Source organism: Streptomyces sp. NBC_01296, assembly GCF_035984415.1.
In the GTDB taxonomy this organism is placed as follows: Bacteria; Actinomycetota; Actinomycetes; order Streptomycetales; family Streptomycetaceae; genus Streptomyces.
Genome location: NZ_CP130720.1, coordinates 4,503,107 through 4,524,664 on the forward strand (window position 1 = coordinate 4,503,107; position 21,558 = coordinate 4,524,664).

The following is a 21,558-nucleotide window of genomic DNA, read 5'->3' on the forward strand; positions in this document are numbered from 1 at the left end:
ACTCAGGGCGGTGACGGGGGGTGCAATGTTGCCGAACAGTGGACAACGGTGTGGGTAACTCGTCGGATCCTGTGCACAGGATCCGACAACCTGTGGGTCGGCGGTGGACAGAGGAGTGGACGAGCCTGTGGATGAAATTTCTGTCCACAGCCTGTGGATGGCGCTTGCGCACAATTCCACAGGCGGCTGACCAGGCTTGATGGAGCCTCATACGGCACCCCTGTGGACAGATTGTGGGTGACGGAAGCCGTCCCCAGCCTGTGGACGGAGGAAAGTCCGGGAATCTGTGGATGAGTTGCTCCACAGGGGGCGTATTCGAACAGGTCAGGGGCGCGCGGACGAAGAAGGGCGCCCCCGAAGTACCCCGGGAGCGCCCTCTGGATGCGTTTGAAGAGGCTCGGCTCAGCCGTTCTTGATGCGGTTGGTGAGCTCCGTGACCTGGTTGTAGATGGAGCGCCGCTCCGCCATCAGCGCCCGGATCTTGCGGTCCGCGTGCATGACGGTGGTGTGGTCGCGGCCGCCGAACTGCGCCCCGATCTTGGGCAGGGACAGGTCCGTGAGCTCCCGGCACAGGTACATGGCGATCTGCCGGGCGGTGACCAGGACGCGGCTGCGTGAGGAGCCGCACAGGTCGTCCACGGTGAGGCCGAAGTAGTCGGCGGTGGCCGCCATGATGTCCGACGCGGTGATCTCGGGCGCGGAGTCCTCGCCGCCGGGGATCAAGTTCTTGAGGACGTCCTCGGTCAGGCCCAGGTCGACCGGCTGCCGGTTCAGGCTCGCGAAGGCCGTGACCCGGATCAGCGCCCCCTCCAGCTCGCGGATGTTGCGCGAGATGCGGGAGGCGATGAACTCCAGTACCTCCGGCGGGGCGTTGAGCTGCTCCTGGACGGCCTTCTTGCGCAGGATCGCGATCCGGGTCTCCAGCTCGGGCGGCTGGACGTCGGTGATCAGGCCCCACTCGAAGCGGTTGCGGAGCCGGTCCTCGAGGGTGACGAGCTGCTTGGGCGGCCGGTCCGAGGACAGCACGATCTGCTTGTTGGCGTTGTGGAGCGTGTTGAAGGTGTGGAAGAACTCCTCCTGCGTCGACTCCTTGCTCGCGAGGAACTGGATGTCGTCGACGAGCAGGATGTCCATCTCGCGGTAGCGCTTGCGGAACGCGTCGCCCTTGCCATCGCGGATCGAGTTGATGAACTCGTTGGTGAACTCCTCGGAGCTCACGTACCGCACCCGGGTGCCGGGGTAGAGGCTCCGCGCGTAGTGCCCGATGGCGTGCAGCAGATGCGTTTTGCCAAGACCCGATTCCCCATAGATGAAGAGGGGGTTGTACGCCTTGGCGGGTGCCTCGGCGACGGCCACCGCGGCGGCGTGCGCGAAGCGGTTGGAGGCACCGATGACGAAGGTGTCGAACAGGTACTTGGGGTTCAGCCGGGCGGTCGGCTCGAGCGGGCCCGACGTGGAGCCGCCGGACGGGGCCGGGGGCGGCGCGGGCCGGCCGGGCGCCGGGCGCGGGGCCGGCTGCTCGTACTGCTGCTGCTCGTACTGATGGGACTGCTGCGGGCGGGGCTCGTACTGCTGCTGTTCGTAGGAGCCCTGCTCGTAGCCGCCGGGCTCGGACTGCTGGAGGTAGCCCGGCTGCGGGGAGGCGTACGGGTCGCGCTCGGGGAAGCCGCCGAGGCGCGGCTGCTGCCAGCCGTAGTCGTCCTGCTGGCCGCCGCGGGGCCAGGAGCCGGGCTCGGGGCGCGACTGCTGGTAGTCCGGGTAGGCGGGGCGGGCGGTCGGGAGCTGGTCGTCGCCGGGGCCGCCGGGGCCTCCGGGGCCGCCCGGCCCGTTGTGGCCTCCGGAGCGCTGGCCGCCGTACGGCTCGTACGACTCGGGGCGCTGCTGCGCGGGCGCCGGCAGGGGCGCGGGCTCGCCGGCGGAGTCGTCCACGGTGATGGCGATGCGGATCGGGCGGCCGCACTCACGGCTGAGCGCATCGCTGATCAGCGGGGCGAGCCGGCCCTCGAGGACGCGCTTGCCGTACTCGTTGGGGACGGCGAGGAGCGCGGTGTCGGCGACGAGAGCCAGGGGCTGACAGCGCTCGACCCACTGCTTGTCCTTGGGCTCGATGGCCTGCTGTCCCTCCCCGAGGAGCTTTTCGAGCACCCTTGGCCACACTGCGGCAAGATCGGCAGGTACGTCAGCCACAGAGCACGCTCTCTCACAGGGGTCCCACGAATGTGTGGTTCTTTGGGACGGTCGGGACAAAAAATCCGGGATCAGACAACGGTAGTCAGGCCGACGGGTACGGTTCAAGTCGTTGTCCACAGCCTGTGCACAGTGTGGGGCCTCGCAGCCTCGGTTTGACCGGATGGCGTAGCCGCGCGTACCGTAACGAGGTCGAGTTGTCGATGGCTGCTGCCGCCTGCCTACCGATGGGCGAAGATCACCTTTTGTGATCGATTAGCGGTGCCACTCGGGCGAACACGCGAGTTTCCTCGTGGGCGCACGGTGACAGCCAGGCGATGTCCCGCCACAACGATTTATTCTCTGGAGCCCCCGAGTGAGCAAGCGCACCTTCCAGCCGAACAACCGCCGTCGTGCCAAGACCCACGGCTTCCGCCTGCGGATGCGTACCCGTGCCGGTCGCGCGATCCTCGCGAACCGCCGTGGCAAGGGCCGCGCCGCCCTTTCCGCGTAACAACGCGCGGGTCGTGACGTCGTGCTGTCTCCCGAGAATCGGCTGAGGCGGCGCGAGGACTTCGCGAGCGCGGTACGTCGAGGTCGCCGGGCTGGTCGCCCGCTCCTCGTCGTCCACCTACGTACAAGCGGTGCAACGGACCCGCACGAGCCGGGGGAGATCGATCCCTCGACGCGTGCGGGTTTCGTCGTCAGCAAGGCCGTGGGTGGCGCCGTCGTCCGTAACCGGGTGAAGCGCCGTTTGCGCCATCTTGTCCGCGAGCGGCTGTCCCAGCTGCCCGCCGGTAGCCTGGTGGTGGTACGGGCATTGCCCGGCGCGGGTGATGCCGGTGTCGACGAACTGGCCCGGGACCTGGATGCCGCCCTGTCGCGGCTCCTGGGAGGCGTGGCTCGATGAAGTACCCGCTGCTCGCATTGATCAAGCTGTACCAGTGGACGATCAGTCCGCTGCTCGGGCCGGTGTGCCGCTATTACCCCTCGTGCTCGCACTACGGGTTCACGGCCATCGACCGGCATGGTGCGGTGAAGGGGACGGTTCTGACCGGCTGGCGGATCCTGCGGTGCAATCCGTGGTCCGCCGGTGGTGTCGATCATGTCCCACCCCGTAAACGCCCGCGTTGGCACGAGCAGCTGCGCAGTGCGTTGCGTAGATCTCGCAATGCTCAAGGAGCCTGATTAGTGGACACGATTGCCAGTCTGTTCAGCTTTATCACCACGCCCGTCTCGTGGGTCATCGTCCAGTTCCACAGTCTGTACGGCGCGATCTTCGGCCCGGACAGCGGTTGGGCCTGGGGCTTGTCCATCGTGTCCCTGGTGGTCTTGATCCGCATCTGCCTGATCCCGCTCTTCGTGAAGCAGATCAAGGCGACGCGTGGCATGCAGGCGCTCCAGCCGAAGATGAAGGCGATCCAGGAGCGCTACAAGAACGACAAGCAGCGCCAGTCCGAAGAGATGATGAAGCTGTACAAGGAGACGGGTACCAACCCGCTCTCCTCGTGCCTGCCCATCCTGGCGCAGTCCCCGTTCTTCTTCGCGCTGTACCACGTGCTCTCGGCCATCGCCAACGGCCAGACCATCGGCGTCATCAACCAGCAGCTGCTGGAGAGCGCCCGTCAGGCGCACATCTTCGGCGCCCCGCTGGCCGCGAAGTTCACGGACAGCGAGGAGAAGGTCGCCGCGCTCGGCGCTTCCCTGATGGACGTCCGGATCGTGACCGCGGTCATGATCGTCATGATGTCGCTGTCGCAGTTCTACACCCAGCGTCAGCTGATGCAGAAGAACGTCGACCTCTCGGTCAAGACGCCGTTCATGCAGCAGCAGAAGATGCTGATGTACATCTTCCCGCTGATCTTCGCCTTCATGGGCATCAACTTCCCCGTGGGTGTCCTCGTCTACTGGCTGACCACGAACGTGTGGACCATGGGCCAGCAGATGTACGTGATCAACCAGAACCCGACGCCCGGCAGCAAGGCCCAGGACCAGTACCTGACCCGTCTGCTGAAGCACGTCACCACGCACGGCGATGTGAAGGGCCGGGGCAAGAAGAAGATCGTCGCGGCGATCGTGGCCAAGGGCCCGGACCGCAACGACAACGAGCGCAAGTTCATCGCGGCTCTCACGAAGCAGGGTCTGGCTGCCCAGGCGGACGGGTCTGTGATCAAGAGTGTCGAGGCCACGGCCGATTCGGACGCGGCGAGCGGCACTGCCGCCAAGCGCCAGCAGCCGAAGCGGCAGTCGAAATCGCAGCGCCAGACGCCCCCCAAGCCCTCTTCCAAGAAGTAAGAAGGAGTCCCTCCCGTGACGGAAGGCACCACCACCGCCGCCGCTGAGAGTGGCGACACCCTGACCCGCCTCGAGCAGGAGGGCGAGATCGCGGCCGACTACCTCGAGGGTCTGCTGGACATCGCCGACCTGGACGGGGACATCGACATGGACGTCGAGGCCGACCGGGCCGCGGTGTCGATCGTCAGCGACTCGGCCAGCCGTGATCTGCAGAAGCTCGTGGGCCGCGACGGTGAGGTCCTGGAGGCCCTGCAGGAGCTCACCCGCCTTGCCGTGCACCGGGAGACCGGGGACCGCAGCCGGCTGATGCTGGACATCGCCGGGTTCCGTGCGAAGAAGCGCGAGGAGCTGGCGGCGCTGGGCGCCCAGGCGGCCGCGGACGTGAAGGCGTCCGGCGAGCCGCTGAAGCTGGCCCCGATGACGCCCTTCGAGCGGAAGGTCGTTCACGACGCCGTGGCGGCTGCCGGTCTGAAGAGCGAGTCGGAGGGCGAGGAGCCGCAGCGCTTCGTCGTCGTGCTGCCGGCCTGATCGCAACCCTGAGTGTTCGGCCCCGTCTGTGTCGCAGACGGGGCCGAAGTTTGTCAGCCTGGCAGTGCCCGTTCGGGCGGTGCCAGTTCGAGCAGTGCGTTTTCAACGATCCATGCGGTACGGAAGGACGGTCCCCGTGACGGAGGCAGCGGAGCTTCCCCCGGCGCCCGAAGAGGCGCGCGCGGTGTTCGGCGAGTTTTTCCCGGAAGCTGTGCGGTATGCGGAGCTGCTGGCGGATGCGGGGGTCAAGCGCGGCCTGATCGGCCCGCGTGAGGTGCCACGGCTGTGGGAGCGGCACCTGCTGAACTGCGCGGTGCTCTCGGAGGTGGTGCCCGAGGGCGTCACCGTGTGCGATGTCGGCTCGGGTGCCGGCCTGCCCGGTATCCCGTTGGCTCTGGTGCGGCGCGATCTGAAGATCACGCTGCTGGAGCCGCTGCTGCGGCGTACGACCTTCCTGCAGGAGGCCGTGGAGCTGCTCGGCCTGGACCACGTCACGGTGGTGCGCGGCCGGGCCGAGGAGGTTCTGGGCAAGGTGCAGCCGGTGCATGTGGTGACGGCGCGTGCCGTGGCTCCGTTGGACCGCCTGGCGGGCTGGGGCGTGCCCCTGCTGCGTCCGTACGGGGAGATGCTGGCCCTGAAGGGCGACACTGCCGAGGAGGAGCTGGTGGCGGCGAAGGTCGCGCTGGCGAAGCTGGGTGTGGTGAAGACCTCGGTGCTGCACGTGGGCGAGGGTGTGGTGGATCCCATGTCGACGGTGGTCCGGGTAGAGGTCGGAGAAAGCCCCGGTGGGGTGAGGTTCGCGGCCAAGCGGGCTAAGGCCGCTCGCACCAGCCGGACGCGTCGGCGTCGCTGATTTCGGGTGCATTGAGCCCTATAGGTATGGATTTCGGAGTGTCGTAGCGGCCTGATGCCTCCGTCCGGGCATCGTGTTTCACGTGAAACGTCGCTCTCTGCTGCACGGAATCATCAGCCGCGGCCGTGCGGCTGCGTCCCCCCGCGATCGCAAGAACGAAGGGGGGACGGAGTTGTCCACATCGGTGGATTCATCCACAGGAGTACGGGCCCCGCTGGTTCGCAACCCCGATGCCATGGCAGGCTCTGTTCATCGCGAGCCTGATGTCGAGGAGAGTGACACCGTGCGGTCCGACGCCAACCTCGCGGGGCCGATGGCCGATCCGGTCCCCGGTCCCCGCTCTGAATCGGCGGGCGAGGATGTTTCACGTGAAACATCGTCGCCCCTTGTAGACAACGACACGCCCATCGGCCGTGCCGCCCAGCTGGCGGTCGAGGCGCTGGGGCGCGCCGGCGAGGGGCTGCCCCGCCCCGAGCAGACGCGGGTCATCGTGGTGGCCAACCAGAAGGGCGGCGTGGGCAAGACCACGACGACCGTGAACCTGGCGGCCTCGCTGGCTCTGCACGGTGCGCGGGTCCTCGTGGTCGACCTCGACCCCCAGGGCAACGCCTCCACGGCGCTCGGTATCGACCACCACGCGGATGTGCCCTCGATCTACGACGTGCTCGTGGACAGCCGGCCGCTGCTGGAGGTCGTCCAGCCGGTGGTGGACGTGGAGGGGCTCTTCTGTGCTCCGGCCACGATCGACCTGGCGGGTGCGGAGATCGAGCTGGTGTCGCTGGTGGCTCGGGAGAGCCGGCTGCAGCGGGCCATCCAGGCGTACGAGCAGCCGCTCGACTACATCCTGATCGACTGCCCGCCCTCGCTGGGGCTGCTGACGGTGAACGCGCTGGTGGCCGGCGCCGAGGTACTGATCCCGATCCAGTGCGAGTACTACGCGCTGGAGGGGCTGGGTCAGCTGCTGCGCAACGTCGACCTGGTGCGGGCCCACCTGAACCCCACGCTGCATGTCTCGACGATCCTGCTGACGATGTACGACGGCAGGACCCGGCTGGCCTCGCAGGTGGCGGAGGAGGTGCGCACCCACTTCGGCAAGGAGGTGCTGCGCACGAGCATCCCGCGGTCGGTGCGTATTTCGGAGGCGCCGAGCTACGGCCAGACGGTGCTCACCTACGATCCGGGTTCCAGCGGTTCTCTCTCCTACCTGGAAGCGGCGCGTGAGATCGCGCTGCGGGGGGCCGGAATTTCGTACGACGCCCAGCACGCCCATCTGGGCGCGGGCATGAACAGCACGCAGAGTGTGGCGGAGGGGATCCAGTGAGTGAGCGACGTAGGGGTCTGGGACGGGGGCTCGGTGCGCTGATCCCCGCAGCTCCGCAGGAGAAGACGCCGCCGGTGATCGGTGCCGGGTCGACGTCCCCGTCAGCGGTGCCTGCCATGGCATCGGAGCGCGGGATCGCGGCGGCGAAGCTGGCTTCGCTGGCGCAGGCGGATGTTTCACGTGAAACATCGGCGGTCGCGCTCGCGGTGGCGGATAAGCCGGCGGCAGTGGAGCCCGAGGCCAATGTGGTCGCCGGGGCGACGTTCGCCGAGCTCCCGATGGACGCGATCACGCCGAACCCGCGGCAGCCCCGTGAGGTCTTCGACGAGGACGCGCTGGCGGAGCTGGTGACCTCCATCCAGGAGGTGGGTCTGCTTCAGCCGGTGGTGGTGCGGCAGTCGGCTCCTGGCCGCTACGAGCTCATCATGGGTGAGCGCCGCTGGCGGGCATGCCGGGAGGCCGGGCTGGAGCGCATTCCGGCGATCATCCGAGCGACGGACGACGAGAAGCTGCTGCTGGACGCACTGCTCGAGAACCTGCACCGGGCGCAGCTGAACCCGTTGGAGGAGGCGGCCGCGTACGACCAGCTGCTGCAGGACTTCAACTGCACGCACGACCAGCTGGCGGACCGCATCGGGCGCTCGCGCCCGCAGGTGTCGAACACGCTGCGCCTGCTGAAGCTCTCGCCGCCGGTGCAGCGCCGGGTGGCCGCGGGTGTGCTCTCTGCGGGGCATGCGCGGGCGCTGCTGTCGGTGGAGGAGTCCGAGGTCCAGGACCGGCTGGCGCACCGGATCGTGGCCGAGGGTCTGTCGGTGCGTGCGGTCGAGGAGATCGTGTCGCTGATGGGCTCGGAGCCCTCCGGAGCCGTGAAGCCGAAGGGTCCGCGGGCGGGCGCCCGGGTGGCTCCGGCGCTCAGCGAGCTGGCGACGCGGCTGTCGGACCGGTTCGAGACGCGGGTGAAGGTGGATCTGGGCCAGAAGAAGGGCAAGATCACCGTCGAGTTCGCCTCGATGGAGGATCTGGAGCGGATTCTGGGGACGCTGGCGCCGGGCGAAGGCCGGGTGCTGGAGCAGGGACTGTCCGGGGAGTGAGTCCCCGGCCGCCGAGGGGCGGGTCGTGCCGGTGCGAACCGGCGCGGTCCGCCCCTTTGCCTTGTAGCGGTTTCTCCTGATTCGGGCAGTGGATACGATGCGCTCATGGGGCGTCGGTTGGTACCACTCACGCTGGACAACCTTCAGGACCTGCCTCGGCGTTGCCGGTCCTGTGTGTTCTGGGAGTTGGATCCGGTCAGCGGTGAGGCCGCCGTGAAGGCGGGGACTCCGGCGCTGGAGAAGGAGGCGTGGATCTCCGCCGTCCTGCTGGAGTGGGGTTCGTGCGGCCGCGTGGTCTACGTGGACGACGTCCCGGTGGGATTCGTGCTGTACGCGCCGCCCGCGTACGTACCGCGGGCCGCGTCCTTTCCGACGAGTCCGGTGTCGCCGGATGCGGTGCAGCTGATCACGGCATGGATCATGCCGGGTTATCAGGGCCAGGGCCTGGGCCGGGTGATGGTCCAGACGGTGGCCAAGGATCTGCTGCGACGCGGGTTCCGTGCGATCGAGGCGTTCGGAGACGCGCGGTGGGGGGGCCCGGCGTGCCTGCTGCCTGCGGACCACCTGCTGGCCGTGGGCTTCAAGACGGTGCGGCCGCATCCCGTGCATCCGCGGCTGCGGCTGGAGATGCGCTCGACGCTCTCGTGGAAGGAAGACGTGGAGCTTGCGCTGGACCGGCTGCTCGGTGCGGCGCGCAAGGAGCCCGCGCTGCGCCCGCTGTGACGGCCGCACGGGCTGTGATGTGCGAACGGGGCCGCCCCTTGAGGGGGCGGCCCCGTTTCACGTGAAACTCACCCGGCCACCGCCGGGCGGAGCGTCGGCCGTCAGACGGCCTTGGCCTCGATGAAGCCCTCGAGGTCGCGCAGGATGGCGGCCTTCGGCTTGGCACCGACGAGGGTCTTGACGACCTCGCCGCCCTGGTAGACGTTCAGGGTCGGGATGGACATGACGCCGTACCTGGCAGCCGTGGCCGGGTTCTGGTCGATGTTGAGCTTGACGATCTCGATCTCGCCGTGCTCGGCCGCGATGGCCTCGAGCGAGGGGGCGATCTGACGGCACGGGCCGCACCATTCGGCCCAGAAGTCCACCAGTACGGGCTTGTCGCTCTTGAGGACGACCTCGTCGAAGTCAGCGTCGGTCACGTTCTTGAGGGTGCCGGCCACAGCGGCCTCCTATTTCTTCCTGCGGGGTGTGGGGTGGGGGGTGTGCGTGGGGGTCAGACCGTCGCGTGGGCCTTCTCGGCGTCCGCGAGGGCGGCGAGGAAGCGCTCGGCGTCGAGGGCCGCGGAGCAGCCCGTTCCCGCGGCGGTGATGGCCTGACGGTACGTGTGGTCCACGACGTCGCCGGCGCCGAACACGCCGCTCAGGTTGGTGCGCGTCGAGGGGGCGTCGACCTTGAGGTAGCCCTCCTCGTCGAGCTCCAGCTGGTCCTTGAACAGCTCGGTGCGCGGGTCGTGGCCGACGGCGATGAAGAGGCCCGTCACGGGGAGCTCGGAGGTCTCACCGGTCTTGGTGTTGCGCAGGGTGAGGCCGGAGAGCTTCTGCTCGCCGTGGATCTCGGCGACCTCGCTGTCCCAGGCGAACTTGATCTTCGGGTCGGCGAAGGCGCGGTCCTGCATGGCCTTGGAGGCACGCAGGCTGTCGCGGCGGTGCACGATGGTGACGGACTTGGCGAACCGAGAGAGGAAGGTTGCTTCCTCGATCGCGGTGTCGCCGCCGCCGACGACGGCGATGTCCTGGTCCTTGAAGAAGAACCCGTCGCAGGTGGCGCACCAGGAGACACCGCGGCCGGAGAGGGCGTCCTCGTTCGGCAGTCCGAGCTTGCGGTGCTGGGACCCGGTGGTGACGATCACGGCCTTGGCACGGTGCACGGTGCCGGCGGTGTCGGTGACGGTCTTGATCTCACCGGTGAGGTCCACGGACACGATGTCGTCGGGCACGAGCTCGGCGCCGAAGCGCTCGGCCTGGCCGCGCATGTTGTCCATGAGGTCCGGACCCATGATGCCGTCCTGGAAGCCGGGGAAGTTCTCGACTTCGGTGGTGTTCATCAGCGCGCCACCGGCGGTGACGGCGCCTTCGAAGACCAGCGGCTTGAGCGAAGCGCGTGCGGTGTACAGGGCTGCCGTGTAACCGGCCGGCCCGGAACCGATGATGATCACGTTTCGTACGTCGCTCACGGGTTTCTTCCTCGTCTCTGTGGACTGCGCGCTGCTTGCCGGGGGGCCGGTGTGAACTCTCACCCCACCCAACGGATCCTACGGCGCATGCATTCCCGGCCCGCCCCCGTCCGGACCTCAAGGTGTCAGCTTCGGGGGTAGGTCCGGGTCAGCAGAGGCGTGCCGGACTCGGCCGAGGGGGTGTCCGCGCAGCCGGCGCCGACGAGATAGGCGTCCACGCGGGTGGAGTCGCCCGGGTGCGGCAGGACGAGGAGATAGACCTCGGAGCCCTCGTAGCTGCCGCGTTCGGCGGCGAGCGGGGTGTCGGGGCGACCGGTGGCGCCCTGGACGCAGGGCGGGACCGAGGGGGTTTCCGTGCGGTTGCGGTCGCCGGGGACCAGCCCTGGTGAGGGCGTGGAGTTCTCCAACCCGTACGTGTTGTTCGGCTGTTCCCCCTGCGGAGCGGTCTTGGCGCCCTGTCCGGGGACCAGGAGCCGGTGGACGCTGTCCTGGAGGCCCTGGGCGGTGTACGTACCGTCGGTGGGGGCCTCGGCGGCTGCACTCGTGCCGGATTTACGGGCGGCGGTGTCCGGGGAGCCGGTTCCGAGCAGGTTGCCCGCCAGGAAGATGCCGAGGGCGCAGGCGGCCGCTCCGGCCAGGCCTGCGATGACGGCGATCCGGCGGCGGGCGCGACGGCGCCCGGGGCCGGTTGCTCCGGCCGGGTGACCGGCCGGCCGCCGGGTGCCCGGAGCGGCGGGTGTGGCGGGCGATGTTTCACGTGAAACATCGCGCGGAGTGCCGGGCTCGGAGGCCTGTGCGGTACCGGCTTTGGGCGTGGTGGAGTCGAGGAGGGCCTCGGCGGCGAGTGCCGCGTCGATGCGCCCGGCGATGTCGGAGGGCATCCGCGGCGGTCCCGGCAGGGTGCCGAGGAGCGCCCGGATCTCCTCCAGGGAGGCGTGGACGTCGGCGCACAGCGGGCAGGCGCCCAGATGGCGGCGTACCTCGGCGGTCCGGACCGGGGACAGGAGCCCCTCGGTCAGGTCGGAGATCTCCGAGACGTCAGGGTGCCGGATCGTGCCGGTTGCGGGAGTCACGTTCGTCCACCTCCGCCCTTCACCGTGTCTGCGTCTGGGGCTGGCTGACTGGGGTCTGCCGCTGGTGGGACGGGAGTCCCCGGCGTCCGGTTCCTTCCCCGCTCGGCGGCGGTGTTATCCCCGGCATTCGAGCGCAGATGAGTGAGCATCGGGAGGAGTTTCGCCCGGCCGCGCGCGCACCGGCTCTTCACCGTGCCGGTGGGGACGTCGAGGATACGTGCGGCCTCGGCGACGGGGTATCCCTGCATGTCGACGAGGACGAGGACGGCCCGCTGCTCGGCCGGGAGCGTGCCGAGAGCGTCCAGGAGCTGCCGGTGGAGCTCCTGGCGCTCCGCCGGTGCCTCGGCGGACTCGTGGGGCTCCAGGAGGCGCTCCAGGCGCTCTGTGTCGTCGAGGGGCGCGGTTCTGCGGGAGGCCGCCTTGCGGGCCCGGTCGAGGCAGGCGTTGACGGTGATGCGGTGCAGCCAGGTCGTGACGGCCGATTCCCCGCGGAAGGTGTGGGCGGCCCGGTAGGCGGAGACGAGGGCGTCCTGCACGGCGTCGGCGGCCTCCTCGCGGTCGCCGAGCGTGCGCAGGGCCACGGCCCACAGCCGGTCGCGGTGCCGCCGCACGAGCTCCCCGAAGGCGTCGGGATCACCGGAGACATGCAGCGCCAGCAGTTCCTGGTCGCTGCTGCTGCCGGGCGCGGAGCCGTCCAACGGTGAGCCCTCCCCTGCGGTGTATCAGCCCGTGAACTTCACGTCCGTGATCGCCTGCTTGTAGCCCGCGTTGCTGTAGGTGTCGGCGCCGGCCATGGGCATGGCGGTGATCCACACCAGGACGTAGCGCGTCTTGACGGGCTTTTCGGCGCTCAGAGTGAGAGTGGTGTCCGAAGTCGTGTTGGCGGCGATCTTCGTCATCGAACTGACCGGGGTCGACGACGAGGTGCCGTTGGTCGCGTACAGCGCGGCGGTGGTGTGGTTGCCGGGGTACCGCAGCGCTATCGAGGCGGCGCTGACCTCCTGCTCGGAGCCGAGGTCGTAGACGATGCCGACGCCGGGCTTGATGACGACCTGGGGGCCGTCGATGAAGCTCTTGGTCCGCCAGTACGTGGAGGCGTCGCCGTCGTAGGTGTGGGAGACGCCGTCCTTGTCCTGCGGGGTGCCGTCGGGGAAGTACTCCTCGGCTCCCTTGATGGCGAGCGGAGTGGGGTCCTTGGCCGCCGGTTCGTCGTCACCCTTGTTGTGCGGGGTCTGGTTGCTGCCGCTGCTGCCCTGCTTGCCGCGGTCCAGGAGGGTGTCGGCGAGCTGCCAGCTGCCCAGGCCGAGGGCGGCGATCAGCAGGGCCGCGACACCCCACTTGAGGACCCGGCCGGTACGGCTCTGCAGCGGGGGCGGCGGAGGTACGACGGGACGGACCGCGGTGGTAGGCGCTCCGGGCGGCATGGGCCGGCCGTAGCTGCCCTGCTGGTAGGTGGTGTGCTGGTACTCGGGGGGCGGGGTGAAAGCGGGCTCCGGCGGCCGGATGCGGGGCATCGCGGCGACGGCCTTGGCCAGCTCCTCCGGGGTGGTGCAGGCGGGCTCCTGACGGGAAGCGGTGGCCCCGTCGTTGGCGAGGGCGCGCATGGCGAGCTCCCCCAGCCCCCGGTGCACCCCGGCGCGGACCTGGTCGGGCGCGATCAGGCCGACGCCCTTGGGCAGGCCGGCGAGGCCGTAGGCGTCGACCTCGTACGGCCAGCGCTGGGTCAGGGCGGCGTACAGGAGTGCGCCGATGGCCTCGGTGTCCGCCCGCTGCGGGGTGTCGCTGGTGATGCCGCGCAGGGCGGCGTTCACGGCGAGCCCGCGGATCCGGTACTGGCCCGTGGAAGTGCGCAGTATGGCGCTGGGCGTCAGGCGCAGGTGGGCCAGGCCCTCGCGGTGCGCGGCGGCCATGGCCTGGGACACCTGGGTGACGAGCTGGTAGGCCTCGTGGGGCTCCAGGGGGCCCGCGGCGAGGAGCGCGGTCAGCTCGGTGGCGTCGGGCAGCCACTCGTGGACGACGTAGACGAGGTCGTTCTCCTCCACGGCGTCGAGGACGTGGACGAACCGGGGGTCGCCGAGCAACGCGGAGGAGCGGGCGGCGGCCAGGACGGCGCGGGCCCGCGGGTGGTCGGCAGGCAGCAGATGGACGCCCACGGCCCGGCGCAGCTTCTCGTCCATCGCACGCCAGCTGCTGAATCCGTCCAGACGGGTGACGCACTCTTCGAGGCGGTAGCGCCTGGCGAGCTTGTGGCCGCTGTGGAGTTCGGGGGCGGCAGCAGGGGCCGCTTTTCTGCGTTCGCCGTCCTTTTCTGGCATGCGTCCGTCCGCGGCTCGTCCGTTCTGGGTGTCCACCCCGTCGGCCGTGGCCTTTGCCGCATCTGCGGCCGGCGGCTCGTTGCCGCCGTTGTCGGCCACGTCGACGGCAGCCGTGCTACGTTCCGCCACCGTCGTTCCTGCCTCCCCATCCGTTACGCGCTGTCGGCCAGTCTGCGAAGCCATGCCAATTGTGCCCACAGTCCGGCGCTATGCACGACACGCGAAGGGGTCCGACGGTTGTGCGCATTCAGCGCCCCATGCGTCCGCGAACCATTCCGACCATGGCGTTGAGCTCTTCGATGCGCATCTTCTTGGCAGCCACGAGGAAGACGACGGCCAGTGCGATGCCGCCGACGACCAAGGCGGCGAGGGAGCCGGTGACTCCGCTGCCGAGCCACTGGGTGACCGCGTAGGCTGCGGCGCCCGCCACAGCGGCCGCGGGGACACAGGCGCCGGTGAGGCGGGCGTAAGTGCGCATGACGTGGGCGCCGTCGAGGTCGCCGCCGAGCCGGTTGCGCAGGCGCCGCCAGGCGACGCCCACACCGACCGCGTAGCCGAGACCGTAGGCGGCGGCCATGCCGACGACCGCCCAGCGGGCGGGGAGCACGAAGAACGCGGCGGCGGAGCCGACCGCGTTGACCGCGGCGACGATGACGGTGTTGTAGAAGGGTGTCCGGGTGTCCTCGTAGGCGTAGAACCCGCGCAGGACAACGTACTGGACGGAGTACGGGATGAGTCCGAGGCCGAAGGCCATCAGGATGTAGCCGATGTTCTGGGCGCCGGAACCGGAGCTGGCGTAGAGCAGGGTGGCGATGGGGACGCCGAGCGCGAGGAACGCGAAGGCGCACGGCACGATCGCGACGGCCGAGGTGCGCAGCCCGTAGGAGATGTCGTCGCGGACGGCGGCGGCGTCCCCGTCGTGGGCGGAGCGGGAAATGCGGGGCAGGACCGCCGTCATGACCGAGACGGTGATGATGGCCTGCGGCATCTGCCACAGCAGCAGCGCGTACTGGTAGCCCGTGATCCCAGTGCCGGGGTGGCCCTGCTTCTCGGCGACGGATCCGGCCCAGGTCGCGAGCTGGGTCACGACGACGAGGCCGATCTGGTTGGCGAGGACGAAGAAGAACGTCCACTTGGCCAGGCGGGCGGCCTTGCCGAGGCCGTGGCCCCGCCAGTCGAAGCGCAGGCGCGGCTTGAAGCCGGCGTCGCGCAGGTAGGGCAGCATTGCGAGCGCCTGGACGGTGAGGCCCAGGAGGGTGCCGAGGCCGAGCAGGCGGACGCCGTCGGCCGTGACGGTGGTGGCACCGACACCGGAGGTGGTGAAACCGCCGAAGGCCCAGATGAAGGCCCCGAACGTGGCGATGACGACGATGTTGTTGAGGACGGGGGTCCACATCATCGCGCCGAACCGGCCGCGTGCGTTGAGGATCTGACCGAGGACCACGTGGATGCCCATGAAGAACATGGTTGGCAGGCAGTAGCGGGCGAAGGCGACCGCGACGTCCATCTGCTGGGGGTCGGAGGCGAGCTTCGGCGACATCATCGTGATGAACACCGGTGCGGCGAGGACGCAGATGGTGGTGATGGCGGCCAGGAGGACCACGACGAGGGTCAGGAGGCGGTTGGCGTACGCCTCGCCTCCGTCGTCGTCCTGCTTCATGGCCCGCACCAGCTGCGGGATGAAGACGGCGTTGAGGGCGCCGCCGCCGACCAGCACGTAGATCATCGTCGGCAGGGTGTTGGCGATCTGGTACGTGTCGTTGAACGTGCCGACGCCGATGGCACCGGCGATGACGAGGGTCCGCAGGAAGCCGGTGATGCGGGAGACGATCGTGCCGGCGGCCATGAGGGCGCTGGACTTGAGCAGGCTGGAGGCGCGCCCGGCGGGCTTGCTCGGTGCCGGGGCGGCGACGGGGGGGTCCTCGGCGGTGGTGCCGGGAGTCCCCTGCTGGTCCCGGTAGAGGTGCGCGAAGGCGTCGGGCTCGGGCTGCTCGTCCGCCGCCTTGGTGACCAGGGAGTCCACTCCGACGAACTGGGTGGTCGTGGCGTGGTCGCCGTAGGGCAGGTGCCGGGAGGGCCCGTCCGGCTCGGGCGGCGGAGTCTGGGCCCAGACGTGCGGGTCAGGGGCGTGCACGGGGGTCTGGGGCGCCGCGTAGAGCGGCCCGGGCTCCTGGTAGGTGCCGGGCGGCGGCGGCGGGTGGGAGGCCCGGTCGTACAGGACCTCGGCGACGGGATCCTGGGCCGACAGGTCCTGCGACCGGTAGGGGTCGTGGTCGTAGGCGTCCTGGACATATGGGTCGCGGTCCGGCGCGGGCGCAGGCACGGGAACCTGCCCGGGCACCGGGGTGCCCGGGGCAGTGCCCTGGGAGGGCGCGGGCCCACCAGTGCCCTGCGCGCGGTCACCGTCGTACGGCGCGTTCATCGAAACCCCACCTCATCGTCCCCAGGCCGACCGGCCACGGCATCGCTCAACGGTCCACTGTCTCACCCGTGCCGGACGGCCCGGTGCTTTGCGGTCCGGTGTCCGGGGTCTCGTCACTCGGCTGCGTGTTCTCCTCGGCGGCCGCCCGGGCCGCGACGCGCTTGCGGCTGGCGTACATCTTGATGCCTGCGAGGACGAGGAGGAGGACGCCGCCGGCGATGACGAGCATCACGGTGGGAGTGATCTCGGTGGCCTCCACGGTGAACTTGCGCTGCTTGCCGTAGGGCACGCCGTCCGTGGTGAAGAGCTGTGCGGTGACCTCGACGGGGCCGCTCGCGGTGGCGTTGGCGGTGAACTTCACCGTCTGGCTGTGCCCGCCCGTGACGGTCACTTCCTGCTCGGCCTGGCCGCTGTCGCCGAACACCAGGCGGGTCGGGTTGGCCGACTTCACCCGCAGGACCAGGTTGTGGACGTCCTGGACGAGGCTGTTCTGGACGCTGACCGGGATGGTCGCGCTGTGCCCGGACAGGGTGGCGTCGGACTTGGGGACGACCTTGACCTTCTCGGTGAGGCCGATCAGGTACTCCTGCACCTGGTCCCGGTAGAGCCGGCCCTCCTCGGGGCGGCCCCGCCAGGAGGTGGACATCTCGCGGTTGGTGGTGTTCCCGAAGGGGATCTCCACGCGGTCGGGCGCCGTGAGGATCACCTTGAAGTGGTCCAGGGTGTTCTGGGTCGTGCGGATCTTCTCGAAGGCGGAGACCGGAAGCTCCGTCTTGCGCAGCGCATCGGGGTACTGGCCGGCGCCGGGGACCTGGGTGTTGACGCCCGGGTCGGGCTTGGTGGTGGCCGCGGCCTCGAGGTCGGCCGGCTGGGTCCAGCGGCCCGCCTGCAGGCCCCGCAGGGCGGCTGCCATCGTCTGTACCTGGCTGGAGGAGGGCATCCGCTGCGGGGTGACGACGAAGCTGCGCTGGTTGTCGGTCTTCTGCAGGTTCAGGGCGAGGCTCTGGGCGAGGAAGCGCTGCACGGCCAGGGTGGAGTTCCCGGCGCCCAGCATGTCGCCCTCGAAGGCGGTGGAGAGATCGGCGTCCGCGACGACGGCTGTGGTGCCCGCTCCGATGGGACGGGCGGCCGAGGGGGTGTATCCCAGGGCGCCGGTCTCCTGGAGGCTGTCGCTGCGCGTGAGGACGTTGTGGGCGCCTGCCGAGGTGGCCACGTTGACGATCGACGGGTCGATGGCGCCGTCCACGGGCCAGGAGAAGTCGGTGGACGGGGAGACGTGCAGCACCGTCTCCACGGCCTGCTTCGCCTTGTCGGTGGCCGGCCGCAGCTGGCCCAGGGTGCCCGAGACGTCCTTGCCCTGGTGGGCGAGGGAGGCGATGTCCGGATCGGCGAACGGCAGCGCCACGATCTTCTTGCCCTGGACCGCGGCTTCCAGGGAGCTCAGCCACTGCTCGGCGACGGCCTTGTTCTTGCCCTGGACGATCCGCCCGTCCGGCGTGCGGTAGCGATAGCCCTTGGTCATCGCGTCGACCGTGTAGAGCAGGTCGGGGTCGACGACCCAGGTGACGGGCAGGTCCTTGCCGAGGGCGACCATCTGCTGGAGGCGCCCGCCGGACTTGAGCTCGTCGGCGAGCGAGTCGTCGAGGAAGACGGGGGTCTGGAGCTCGTCCGAGCCGGTCTCCGCCGTCAGGTGCGTGCCGGAGATCAGCGGCCACAGGTAGGTGAGCTGGGAGCGCTTGGAGGCCGCCTCCGGCTGCCAGGGCAGGAAGGTCCGCTTGATGCCGAGGACCTGCTCGTACTGGCGGCTCTCGGTCTCGCCGGACAGCGAGACGCCGATCTGGTAGACGCCGTCCTTGTCCAGTTCCAGCTTGTTGACCGGGATGGTGAGGGTGAAGTCCTGCTTGACCTTGGACGGCAGCGAGGGGATTTTCACGGCATAGGCCGGGTCGATCTCCCCGGGATCCGTGCCGGCCCGGAACCCGGCGCGTTCCGCCGCCTCGTCGATGGAGGCCCGGTCGCCCAGGGCGGGCCCGACGCGCAGACCCACGTGCGCGCCGGTGATCGTCTCGCGGCCGTTGTTGACCACGCTGCCGGAGATGGTGAGCGTGTCGCCCTTGACCGGGGCCGCGGGGGCCATTCCGTCCAGCTGCACGTCGACGGTGCCCGCGTCGGCGGCCTGGGCGGCCTGTGGGGCGGGCGAGTAGACCAGAGCGGCGAGCACGGGGGTCCCGGCCAGCAGAACGACTGCGCGCCGCAGCCAGCGGCGCCGGGCAGGTGCGGGGGGTGCCCCCTGGATGTCTGCCGCCTCGGCCACGCGCTAGCCCGTCCCTCGAAGTGTCAGTGGTCGTCGTTTGTGCGTCCACGAATGGTAACGAGGCGCGCTGTGCGCGAGTGCCGCGCCTTGCTCCACATGATCGGGGCCGCCTCGGGGGCGCCGCAGGCCGGGGTGGCCACAAACAGGGAAGCCCTCGCCGGGCCGGGCACGTACCCTTTTCTGTTGTGCCGAACGCCAACGCAGACAATCCCAGTGCCCTGAGTCAGGTGCAGCACCGCGCGGTCAGTGAACTGCTGCGGGTCGCCCCTGTCGCCGACGATCTCGGCCGCCGGTTCCACGAGGCGGGCTTCCGCCTCGCCCTGGTCGGCGGGTCCGTACGCGATGCGCTGCTCGGGCGTCTCGGCAACGACCTCGACTTCACCACCGACGCCCTCCCAGGGGACGTTCTGAGGATCGTCCGGCCGTGGGCCGACTCGGTGTGGGACGTCGGCATCGCCTTCGGAACCGTCGGGGCCCAGAAGGACGGCTTCCAGATCGAGGTGACCACGTACCGCTCGGAGTCGTACGACCGCACCTCGCGCAAGCCGGAGGTCTCCTACGGCGACTCGATCGAGGAGGACCTGGTCCGCCGCGACTTCACCGTGAACGCGATGGCGGTCGCGTTGCCGGAGAAGGAGTTCGTGGACCCGCACGGCGGCCTGGAAGACCTCCAGGCGGGCGTTCTGCGCACTCCCGGCACCCCGGAGGACTCCTTCTCCGACGACCCGCTGCGGATGCTGCGTGCGGCGCGCTTCGCCGCCCAGCTCGACTTCGAGGTCGCCCCCGAGGTCGTGGCGGCGATGCAGGCGATGTCCGACCGGATCGAGATCGTCTCGGCGGAGCGGGTGCAGGGCGAGCTGAACAAGCTGCTGCTGTCCGTGCACCCCCGCAAGGGCCTGGGCCTGCTCGTGGACACCGGGCTGGCCGACCACGTGCTGCCCGAGCTGCCCGCCCTGCGGCTGGAGAGTGACGAGCACCACCGGCACAAGGACGTCTACGACCACTCGCTGATCGTGCTGGAGCAGGCGATGGCGCTCGAGCAGGACGGCCCGGACCTGGTGCTGCGCCTGGCCGCCCTGCTCCACGACATCGGCAAGCCGCGCACCCGCCGGTTCGAGAGCGACGGCCGGGTCTCCTTCCACCACCACGAGGTGGTGGGCGCGAAGATGACCAAGAAGCGCATGACCGCGCTGAAGTACTCCAACGACATGGTCAAGGAGGTGTCCCGGCTCGTGGAGCTTCACCTGCGCTTCCACGGCTACGGGGACGGCGAGTGGACCGATTCCGCGGTGCGGCGCTACGTCCGCGACGCCGGCCCGCTGCTGGAGCGCCTGCACAAGCTGACCCGGTCCGACTGCACCACCCGCAACAAGCGCAAGGCCAATGCCCTCTCCCGCACCTATGACGGTCTGGAGGAGCGCATCGCGCAGCTGCAGGAGCAGGAGGAGCTCGACGCCATCCGGCCCGACCTGGACGGCAACGCGATCATGGAGGTGCTGGGCGTCGGCCCCGGGCCGGTGATCGGCAAGGCCTACGCGTTCCTGCTCGATCTGCGGCTGGAGAACGGCCCCATGGAGCGCGACGCCGCGGTGACCGCGCTGAAGGAGTGGTGGGCCGCTCAGGCCTGATGCGGCCGGAGCATCACGCGTCCGAGCGGGGCGATGTTTCACGTGAAACATCGCCCTGCCGCTTCAGGTGGAGCGCCGTCAGCGCATAGAGAACGGCCACGCTCACGATCAGCACGACGGACTGCCCGTCCGGGGGGAGCATGAGGGCGGCCACGGCGGCCGCGCTCACGAACGCGATGTTGAACAGCACGTCGTAGACGGAAAACACGCGGCCGCGGTAGTCGTCGTCCACATGGGACTGGATGGCCGTGTCGGTGGAGATCTTGGCGCCCTGGGTGGCGAGGCCGAGCACGAAGGCCGCGACCAGCATCGGTCCGGGCCTGAAGAACAGGCCGAGCGGGGGCACCAGGACGGCTGCCCCGGCGGAGCAGGCCGTGATCCAGCCGCGGGTGCCCAGCCGGCCCACCAGCCAGGGGGTGACGACGGCGGCCGTGAAGAACCCGGCCCCGGAGACCCCGACCGCGATGCCCAGCAGGGCGAGGCCGCCGGAATCCGTGTCCGACCAGGAGTACCGGCAGAGCATGAGCAGCATCACGAACAGGGCCCCGTAGCAGAAGCGCATCAGGGTCATGGCGGTGAGCGTCTGGGCCGCCTCGCGCCGGGAGGCCAGGTGCCGCAGCCCTTCGACCATGCCGCGGACGGTCAGGGCGACCCCCTCGGCGACCGACGGGTGGACCCGTCCGGCAGGGTGGTCCGGCCCGAGCAGCCCCACGGCCAGACGCAGCGAGACCAGGGCCGCGCACAGGTAGAGCGCGGCGCCGAGCAGCACCACCAGGGCGTTGGAGTCGGAGGCCAGCAGCTGGACGAGGAAGGCGAGTCCGCCGCCGGCGACCGCCGCGAGCGTCCCGGCCGTGGGCGAGAGCGAATTCGCGGTGACCAGCTGGGCGGGGTCGACGACGTGGGGCAGGGAGGCGGCGAGCCCGGCCAGGACGAAGCGGTTCACGGCCGTCACCGAGAGGGCGGAGGCGTAGAAGAGCCAGTCGGGGACGTGCGTGACGATCAGCACTCCGGTGCCGCACGCGAGGAAGGCCCGCAGCAGGTTGCCGTAGAGGAAGACCTGCCGGCGCCGCCAGCGGTCGAGCAGCACCCCGGCGAAGGGGCCGATCACCGAGTAGGGCAGCAGCAGTACCGCCATGGCCGAGGCGATGGCCGCGGGCGAGGTCTGCTTCTCGGGGGAGAACACCACGTACGTGGCGAGCGCCACCTGGTACACGCCGTCCGCCGCCTGGGAGAGCAGCCGTACGGCGAGCAGGTTGCGGAAGTCCCTCAGGCGCAGGAGTACGCGCAGATCACGTACGACAGGCATGAGGGCAAGGGTCACATACGCGGAGGGTCCCCGGGCGCATTGCCCGGGGACCCTCCGCGGAAGAACAGTC

18 protein-coding genes and 2 pseudogenes are annotated in these 21,558 nt (G+C 69.8%); 10 read left to right on the forward strand and 10 right to left on the reverse strand.

All coding sequences use genetic code 11. The features are described from left to right. Nucleotides 1-402 precede the first annotated feature (402 nt). Nucleotides 403-1,791: pseudogene (gene dnaA / locus OG299_RS20320) on the reverse strand (chromosomal replication initiator protein DnaA); the annotation flags it as partial. Nucleotides 1,792-1,887: 96 nt separating this feature from the next. Further along, a pseudogene (dnaA, locus tag OG299_RS42765) lies at nucleotides 1,888-2,187 on the reverse strand (chromosomal replication initiator protein DnaA); the annotation flags it as partial. Between the two features lie 355 nt (nucleotides 2,188-2,542). On the opposite strand from dnaA (OG299_RS42765), the gene rpmH reads away from it, so the two are divergent. The 9 genes from rpmH to OG299_RS20365 all read left to right on the forward strand — a co-directional run bounded on the left by rpmH (nucleotide 2,543) and on the right by OG299_RS20365 (nucleotide 8,977). Beyond that, on the forward strand, nucleotides 2,543-2,680 hold the full coding sequence (gene rpmH / locus OG299_RS20325) for a 50S ribosomal protein L34 (RefSeq protein ID WP_008741645.1): 138 nt from the start codon (nucleotides 2,543-2,545) through the stop codon (nucleotides 2,678-2,680). 21 nt (nucleotides 2,681-2,701) lie between these two features. Next, entirely contained in the window at nucleotides 2,702-3,076 is a 375-nt protein-coding gene (gene rnpA / locus OG299_RS20330; protein ID WP_078987192.1) for a ribonuclease P protein component, read from the forward strand. Beyond that, the gene (yidD, locus tag OG299_RS20335) at nucleotides 3,073-3,354 is read left to right on the forward strand and encodes a membrane protein insertion efficiency factor YidD (RefSeq protein ID WP_078613072.1); all 282 of its coding nucleotides are present in this window, start codon (nucleotides 3,073-3,075) and stop codon (nucleotides 3,352-3,354) included. The genes rnpA and yidD overlap by 4 nt, the downstream gene beginning before the upstream one ends. A gap of 3 nt (nucleotides 3,355-3,357) precedes the next feature. Continuing rightward, complete coding sequence (gene yidC, locus OG299_RS20340) at nucleotides 3,358-4,461, forward strand: membrane protein insertase YidC (RefSeq protein ID WP_327362229.1); 1,104 nt, start codon at nucleotides 3,358-3,360, stop codon at nucleotides 4,459-4,461. Between the two features lie 15 nt (nucleotides 4,462-4,476). Then, nucleotides 4,477-4,989, forward strand: coding sequence for a Jag family protein (locus OG299_RS20345; protein WP_030153171.1), 513 nt, complete (start codon nucleotides 4,477-4,479; stop codon nucleotides 4,987-4,989). Nucleotides 4,990-5,125: 136 nt separating this feature from the next. Further along, nucleotides 5,126-5,842 (forward strand): 16S rRNA (guanine(527)-N(7))-methyltransferase RsmG, encoded by a 717-nt coding sequence (gene rsmG / locus OG299_RS20350; RefSeq protein ID WP_266627572.1) that lies wholly within the window; start codon nucleotides 5,126-5,128, stop codon nucleotides 5,840-5,842. A gap of 235 nt (nucleotides 5,843-6,077) precedes the next feature. After that, on the forward strand, nucleotides 6,078-7,163 hold the full coding sequence (locus OG299_RS20355) for an AAA family ATPase (protein ID WP_323139574.1): 1,086 nt from the start codon (nucleotides 6,078-6,080) through the stop codon (nucleotides 7,161-7,163). Next, nucleotides 7,160-8,254: a ParB/RepB/Spo0J family partition protein gene (locus OG299_RS20360; protein ID WP_266627573.1), complete on the forward strand. Its 1,095-nt coding sequence runs from the start codon at nucleotides 7,160-7,162 to the stop codon at nucleotides 8,252-8,254. The genes OG299_RS20355 and OG299_RS20360 overlap by 4 nt, the downstream gene beginning before the upstream one ends. Before the next feature lie 105 nt (nucleotides 8,255-8,359). Then, nucleotides 8,360-8,977 (forward strand): GNAT family N-acetyltransferase, encoded by a 618-nt coding sequence (locus tag OG299_RS20365; protein ID WP_327362230.1) that lies wholly within the window; start codon nucleotides 8,360-8,362, stop codon nucleotides 8,975-8,977. Nucleotides 8,978-9,078: 101 nt separating this feature from the next. Here the strand turns inward: OG299_RS20365 and trxA are convergent, their stop codons facing one another. From trxA to OG299_RS20400, 7 genes are all read right to left on the reverse strand, one after another. Then, on the reverse strand, nucleotides 9,079-9,417 hold the full coding sequence (gene trxA / locus OG299_RS20370; protein ID WP_266627576.1) for a thioredoxin: 339 nt from the start codon (nucleotides 9,415-9,417) through the stop codon (nucleotides 9,079-9,081). Nucleotides 9,418-9,470: 53 nt separating this feature from the next. Next, nucleotides 9,471-10,430, reverse strand: coding sequence for a thioredoxin-disulfide reductase (gene trxB, locus OG299_RS20375; RefSeq protein ID WP_266627578.1), 960 nt, complete (start codon nucleotides 10,428-10,430; stop codon nucleotides 9,471-9,473). Between the two features lie 125 nt (nucleotides 10,431-10,555). After that, nucleotides 10,556-11,503 carry an anti-sigma factor family protein gene (locus tag OG299_RS20380; RefSeq protein WP_327362231.1) on the reverse strand — a complete coding sequence of 316 codons (948 nt, stop codon included), beginning with the start codon at nucleotides 11,501-11,503 and terminating at the stop codon, nucleotides 10,556-10,558. Beyond that, a complete protein-coding gene (gene sigM / locus OG299_RS20385; protein ID WP_266627581.1) occupies nucleotides 11,500-12,201 on the reverse strand; it encodes an RNA polymerase sigma factor SigM in 702 nt (233 codons plus the stop codon). The genes OG299_RS20380 and sigM overlap by 4 nt, the downstream gene beginning before the upstream one ends. A 24-nt stretch (nucleotides 12,202-12,225) precedes the next feature. After that, complete coding sequence (locus OG299_RS20390) at nucleotides 12,226-13,947, reverse strand: protein kinase family protein (RefSeq protein WP_327362232.1); 1,722 nt, start codon at nucleotides 13,945-13,947, stop codon at nucleotides 12,226-12,228. A 118-nt stretch (nucleotides 13,948-14,065) separates the two neighbouring features. Then, nucleotides 14,066-16,240 carry a murein biosynthesis integral membrane protein MurJ gene (gene murJ, locus OG299_RS20395; protein WP_327362233.1) on the reverse strand — a complete coding sequence of 725 codons (2,175 nt, stop codon included), beginning with the start codon at nucleotides 16,238-16,240 and terminating at the stop codon, nucleotides 14,066-14,068. Nucleotides 16,241-16,286: 46 nt separating this feature from the next. Beyond that, entirely contained in the window at nucleotides 16,287-18,554 is a 2,268-nt protein-coding gene (locus tag OG299_RS20400) for a DUF6049 family protein (protein ID WP_266627586.1), read from the reverse strand. A 185-nt stretch (nucleotides 18,555-18,739) separates the two neighbouring features. Between OG299_RS20400 and OG299_RS20405 the strand changes: the two genes are divergently transcribed. Then, entirely contained in the window at nucleotides 18,740-20,182 is a 1,443-nt protein-coding gene (locus OG299_RS20405) for a CCA tRNA nucleotidyltransferase (RefSeq protein WP_327362234.1), read from the forward strand. Nucleotides 20,183-20,195: 13 nt separating this feature from the next. On the opposite strand, the gene OG299_RS20410 is transcribed toward OG299_RS20405, so the two are convergent. Then, nucleotides 20,196-21,488 (reverse strand): MFS transporter, encoded by a 1,293-nt coding sequence (locus OG299_RS20410; protein ID WP_266627590.1) that lies wholly within the window; start codon nucleotides 21,486-21,488, stop codon nucleotides 20,196-20,198. Between the last annotated feature and the right edge of the window lie 70 nt (nucleotides 21,489-21,558).

Excerpts from the sequence above, each read along its gene's own strand:
- yidD (WP_078613072.1), top strand. The coding sequence starts at position 3,073 with ATGAAGTACCCGCTGCTCGCATTGATCAAGCTGTACCAGTGGACGATC.
- OG299_RS20355 (WP_323139574.1), top strand. The coding sequence starts at position 6,078 with ATGGCAGGCTCTGTTCATCGCGAGCCTGATGTCGAGGAGAGTGACACC.
- OG299_RS20365 (WP_327362230.1), top strand. The coding sequence starts at position 8,360 with ATGGGGCGTCGGTTGGTACCACTCACGCTGGACAACCTTCAGGACCTG.
- murJ (WP_327362233.1), bottom strand. The coding sequence starts at position 16,240 with ATGAACGCGCCGTACGACGGTGACCGCGCGCAGGGCACTGGTGGGCCC.
- OG299_RS20410 (WP_266627590.1), bottom strand. The coding sequence starts at position 21,488 with ATGCCTGTCGTACGTGATCTGCGCGTACTCCTGCGCCTGAGGGACTTC.